This window comes from Stenotrophomonas sp. P5_B8 (assembly GCF_054049855.1).
Genome location: NZ_JBFULO010000249.1, coordinates 1 through 5,457 on the forward strand (window position 1 = coordinate 1; position 5,457 = coordinate 5,457).

Annotated in this window: 4 protein-coding genes; 1 reads left to right on the forward strand and 3 read right to left on the reverse strand. The window is 67.5% G+C overall.

Annotated features, from left to right (window positions below):
• On the reverse strand, positions 1-802 hold an 802-nt coding region (gene ttcA / locus ACXJKH_RS13510), incomplete at its 3' end, for a tRNA 2-thiocytidine(32) synthetase TtcA (protein WP_457319992.1).
• 106 nt (positions 803-908) lie between these two features.
• Here ttcA and ACXJKH_RS13515 point away from each other — a divergent pair.
• Positions 909-1,103, forward strand: a complete 195-nt coding sequence (locus tag ACXJKH_RS13515) for a YdcH family protein (RefSeq protein WP_306175477.1) — start codon at positions 909-911, stop codon at positions 1,101-1,103.
• A 410-nt stretch (positions 1,104-1,513) separates the two neighbouring features.
• On the opposite strand, the gene plsB is transcribed toward ACXJKH_RS13515, so the two are convergent.
• Positions 1,514-4,216 carry a glycerol-3-phosphate 1-O-acyltransferase PlsB gene (plsB, locus tag ACXJKH_RS13520; RefSeq protein ID WP_256777286.1) on the reverse strand — a complete coding sequence of 901 codons (2,703 nt, stop codon included), beginning with the start codon at positions 4,214-4,216 and terminating at the stop codon, positions 1,514-1,516.
• Positions 4,216-5,184 carry a hypothetical protein gene (locus tag ACXJKH_RS13525; RefSeq protein WP_457319995.1) on the reverse strand — a complete coding sequence of 323 codons (969 nt, stop codon included), beginning with the start codon at positions 5,182-5,184 and terminating at the stop codon, positions 4,216-4,218. The genes plsB and ACXJKH_RS13525 overlap by 1 nt, the downstream gene beginning before the upstream one ends.
• Between the last annotated feature and the right edge of the window lie 273 nt (positions 5,185-5,457).

Sequence of the window (5,457 nt, forward strand, 5' to 3'; positions counted from 1 at the left end):
GGCTCGGATCGGCCAGCTGCGAAGGCTGGATGTTGCCCAGCGCGCGCGCGATCTGATCGATGCGGCCGGGGTGCTGCTGTTCCCACTGCTGCAGCATCTGCCCGACCTGGCGGCGTTGCAGGTTGTCCTGGCTGCCGCACAGGTTGCACGGGATGATCGGAAACGCGCGTGCCTGCGCATAGGCGCGGATATCGTCTTCGGCCACGTAGGCCAGCGGACGGATCACCACGTGCTGGCCGTCATCGCTGCGCAGCTTGGGCGGCATCGCCGACAGCTTGGCATGGTGGAACAGGTTGAGGAAGAACGTGGCCACGCTGTCATCGCGGTGGTGGCCCAACGCGATCTTGCTGAAGCCATTCTCCGCCGCATGGCGGTACAGCGCGCCGCGGCGCAGGCGCGAGCATAGCGAACACATCGTGCGGCCTTCGGGAATCACCCGGCTCACCACCGAATAGGTGTCCTGCTCGATGACCTGGTAGGCCACCCCGATCGATTCGAGGTACGCCGGCAGTACGTGCGCGGGGAAGTCCGGCTGCTTCTGGTCCAGGTTGACCGCGACCAGCTCGAAGCGCACCGGCGCCTTTTTCTGCAGCTGCAGCAGCACGTCCAGCAGGGTGTAGCTGTCCTTGCCGCCGGACAGGCACACCATCACCTTGTCGCCGTCGGCGATCATGCCGAAATCGCCGATGGCCTGGCCGACCTGGCGGCGCAGGCGCCGCGCCAGCTTGTCCTGCACGGCGTCGAGCGCGCGCGGATCGCGGGCGCGCGGGACGGGATCGGGCAGGGCGAAGACGGCGCTCATGGGGGGTCATTCTACCGGCTCGCGCCGACCGTCACGGCCACCGGGAAGTGACTGCGTTCACCCCCACGGCTCACCGTGGATGTGTATGCTCGAGACTGTGGATACCATGACACTCGCCGACATCAGCGCCCGCCTTGCCCACCTCCGGCAGGAGCACCGCGCGCTCGATGACCAGATCCAGCGCATGGCCGCCAACGGCGAGGACGAGCTGGAATTCAAGCGTCTGAAACGACGCAAGCTGCAGTTGAAGGACTGCATCGCCAAGCTGGAAGACATGCTGATCCCCGACGAACCGGCGTAGAGCCGACCGTTGGTCGGCTGCCGTCCGTCCCGTTCCCCGCCGATGTTCCGGAGGGTAGAGCCGACCGTTGGTCAGCTGCCGTCCTTCCCGTTCCCCGCCGAAGTTCCGGAGGGTAGAGCCGACCGTTGGTCGGCTGCCGTTCTACCCGCTCCCCGCCGATGTTCCGGACGGTAGAGCCGACCGTTGGTCGGCTGCCGTCCGTCCCGGCGGCATGAACCTTGGCGTGCGGCTTCGGACGATGGTCAGCGTCGGTCAGCCGGTGCACGCCGTATTGCTTCGTCTCCGGACGCTTTTGCCGCGCTTGCGCGCGGGTACCGACCAACGGTCGGTACCTACGAATTGCTGGCGAACGCAATAAGATCCGGATACGTCGGGATACGTGTGGATGCGCCTCGGCGCATCCGCGTCCGTCAATCCGTGGCGACCGGCTCTTCCGGCTTGGCCGCTTCCGGACTCACCCGTTCGATGGTGTGGCGCAGTTCGCGGCCGAGGATGAACTTGGCATCCTTGGCCCATGCATCCAGGCGCGCGTCGAACAGCAGCTTGCTGTTTTCGTCCGGCCACACCAGACGCAGTTCGCGCAGTTTCTGGATGAAGCCGCGGAACAGGGTGCGGTCGAAGAACTCCGGCGCCGCCGGTGCATACAGAAGGCTCAGGCGCTGCGCAGCCTGCTGGCACAGGCTTTCCAGTTCGGCCGCACCCAGCGTGCCCGGGCCGTTCTTCACCAGCACCGAGATGGCGATGTAATAGCGCTCGAACGCCTGCTGCAACGAGTGGCCGATCGCACGCAGGCGGAACACCTCGTCGGTCTGCCCGGTGTTGCGCGCCAGGATGCCGCCGTCGTCGTCGTTGATGTTCTGCAGCAGGCCCTCGCGCACGAACACGTTGATGGTCTGTTCGATGCGCTGGGCGAACTCGTCCTCGGTCCACGGCAGGAACAGCTCGGCCTGCAGGAACGGATACACCGTGCGGCCCAGTTGGACCAGGCCGGTGCGGCTCATGCGGCGATTGTTCTGGAAGCAGCAGGCCACCCACGAGGAGGCGGTGAACAGGTGGATGACGTTGTTGCGGAAGTAGCTGAGCAGCACCGCGGTGTCGCCGCTGACACTGAGCACATCGCCCAGCGGGTGCTTGATGCGGGTGAGGACGTTGATCTCTTCGGCGTGGGCGATGATCCGCTCCGGCGAGTGCGGTGTCACCGTCACCCGGTCCGAATACGGCATCTCCACCAGCAGCGTCTTGCACAGTTCAATCTGCGCGATCAGGTCGGCCTCGCCCATCGCGTGCTTGGGCGTGGACAGCAGCGCCAGCGCCAGCAGGTTGATCGGGTTGACGTCGGCAGCGCCGTTGATGTGCACCTGGATGCGCTCGGCCAGATGGTCGACCGTGCCCGACAGCCAGGACGGCTTCTCGTCCTCGCCCACCGGCTGCCCGTTCCACGCCGGCGCCTGCTGGGCCAGCACGTCGTTGAGCGCGATCGGCTCGCCGAAGTTCACCACCACCTGCCCGTAGTTCTGCTTGAGCACCTTGGGGATGGACCACAACAGCGACCAGATCGATTCCTTTTCCTTGGGCCGCCCGGACAGTTCGTCGAGGTAGCTGCCGCCTTCCATCAGCTTTTCATAGCCGATGTAGACCGGCTGGAACAGCACCGGCTTGCGCGGCTGGCGCAGGAACGCGCGCAGCGTCATCGAGATCATGCCGCCCTTGGGCTGCAGCAGGCGACCGGTACGCGAGCGACCGCCTTCGACGAAGTATTCGATCGAATAGCCACCGGCGACCAGCTGCGCCACGTACTCGCTGAGCACCGCCGAATACAGCGCGTTGCCGCGGATGGAGCGACGGATGAAGAACGCACCGCCCTTGCGCAGCAGCGTACCGACCACCGGCAGGTTGAGGTTGATGCCGGCCACGATGTGCGGCGGCACGATGCCCCGGTCGTACAGCAGGTAGGACAGCAGCAGGTAGTCCATGTGGCTGCGGTGGCTGGGCACGTAGACCACTTCGTGCCCGGGCGCGGCGGCCTTGAACTTGTCCAGGTGATGCACCAGCACGCCGGCGTAGATGCGGTTCCAGACATGGCTGAGCATGAAGCTGGCCGAGCGCACGGCGGGGCTGGAATAGTCCGCGGCGATTTCCCAGGCGTAGGCGTGCGCCTTCTTCCAGGCATCGGCCGGCTTGGAGTTGTCGCGCTTGGCCTGCGAAGCGATCGCCTCGCGCACGGTGTCCGCGTCCAGCACCTTGTCCACCAGCAGGCGGCGGGTGGACAGGTCCGGGCCGATCACCGACTCGCGGATGCGGCGGAAGTGGGTACGCAGCACGCGCTGCAGCTTGCGCACGGTACGTTCGGGGTCCAGCCCCTCGTTGATCGTGCTGCGCAGCGAGATCGGCGGGGCAAACCGCACGATGGTGCTGCGGCCATTGAGCAGGACGGCCAGCAGGCGACGGAAACGGCCCACCAACGCCCAGTTTTCCGAGAACAGCACCGCGAACCAGCCGCTCTGCTTGTCCGGGGCACGGCCGACGAAGATCGACACCGGCACCAGGTGGACGTCCAGCTCATCGCGCGCGCGGTGGGCCTGGAGCACCTTGGCCAGCGAATCGGAATGGGTCTTGGCGCCCCGCTGCTCGGGAATCAGCGAGTTGCTGCTGCTCCGGCGCGACAGCGCCACATAGGCGCGCTTGCGCCCGGTCGGATCGCCGGCGATGGGCACCAGTGGCGATGGCAGGCCGGCCTCGCGGCAGGCCTTGTCCAGGATCAGCGCGTTGGACAGACCGTAGTCCTCCAGCACGTACACCACCGGGCGACCGTCGTTGTACTGGCCGGGGTGCTCGGGTTCGATCTTCAACGCCAGCCACGGCTCGACCAGGCGGCCGAGCAGGCGCGCCCACCACGGGCGGCGGCCCACCGGGGCGCGGCTGCCGGGGACGATGGCCGACGGCGCAACGTCGACCGGCTCAGCGCCGACAGGCGCCTCAGGCGGTACCTGGCCGGCATCGGCCGGGGCGCCGGTGGCGGCCACGGGAACGGACGACGGGGACGAAGCGTCCGGCGTCTTGGGCGGCTCTTCGCCGGGGAAAGGCAGGGGATTCTGGTTCGGCATCGGCTTCATTATGGCTTAGCCGATGCGGAAGCACCGTCCTTGACCGTCGCGGCCGCCTCTGTTTCGGCGGCCTGGCGGGCGTCATGTTCAGCTTGTGCGGCCTGTGCGGCCTGCAGCAGCGCATCGGCCTCTTCCAGCGTGCGGGACACGTACCAGTGTCCATCGCGACGGGTCATGCGCACCTGGGCCTCGATCTGTTCGCCGGCCAACGGGTACTGCACCCGCACCACGGCATCGTTGCCCAGCGCGGACACCACCTCCCCGCGCAGCCCCGTGAGCGCACCGTCCAGCGAGAGTCCATAGCTGGCCAGCGCGGTCTTGAAGGCCTTGAAGAACGGGCCCAGCCGTCGCAGCGATTCCTCCATGCCGGCCGTCTGCAGCTGCGCGTCGGTGGACAACCCGGTAGTGCGCGCGGTGGCGGTAAGCAAGGTGATGGTGGTGCGGGCACGCTGCTTGTCGGTCAGCGGTGCCGCCGCCGCCCAACGGCTGAGCACGTCGACCACCTGGCTGTAATGGGCGCGCTGGGCATCGGTGTAATCGGTCTGGTTGCGCAGGTACTGCACGCCGAACAGCCCCATCGAGTGCGCGGCCTGGCGCACGCCGGTGGCCTGGCCGGCAATCTGGGTGTCGAACGAACGCTGCAACCGCTGCGGGGCGTCCGGCTGGGACAGCGCGGCGAGCATCGGCAGCAGCTGGCCCTCCAGCGGCAGCTCGGTCAGTGGCCAGCGGCTGTGGCCCTGCGCCCAGGCCGACTGCAGGCGCTCGTACTGGGCCGGCGGTACCGACGCGCGCGCATAGCCGATCAGGTCGTTGTCGGCGACCTGCCGGGCCAACTGCTGCAGCGCGGCCACCGGCTCTGCCGCCGGTGCGTCCGGATCGATCCGATCGCCCTTGCAGGCACTGAGCAGCACCAATCCACACAGGGCCAGCGCCAGCGCATGCCCCCGGTACTGCCACGACTTGGACGACATGGACATGAATTCGGACTCCCCGGGCCGGTCCGCATCTTGCGGCCTGCGCGCCCGCAGCGGCAAGCCACGCCCTGCCCGGATGCAATCAGGCAGACGCAACCTATTGAAGCAGATGATTATTTCAATACGGGTGGTTCGTCTGGTGCAAGAAAGGATCTTCGCCCCTGGGCGGGGCAAGCAGAAGCGTGCTTCGACCGCTTCCAGCAGCGGCGGTCGATGGGTCGGGCGCTGGGCGCCCRTGCCCTTTCCGGCGAATGTCCTCCGGCGTCGGCCTGCGGC

Bases quoted from the DNA above. Each gene is read 5' to 3' on its own strand.
- ACXJKH_RS13515 (WP_306175477.1), top strand. From the start codon at position 909: ATGACACTCGCCGACATCAGCGCCCGCCTTGCCCACCTCCGGCAGGAG.
- plsB (WP_256777286.1), bottom strand. From the start codon at position 4,216: ATGAAGCCGATGCCGAACCAGAATCCCCTGCCTTTCCCCGGCGAAGAG.
- ACXJKH_RS13525 (WP_457319995.1), bottom strand. From the start codon at position 5,184: ATGTCCATGTCGTCCAAGTCGTGGCAGTACCGGGGGCATGCGCTGGCG.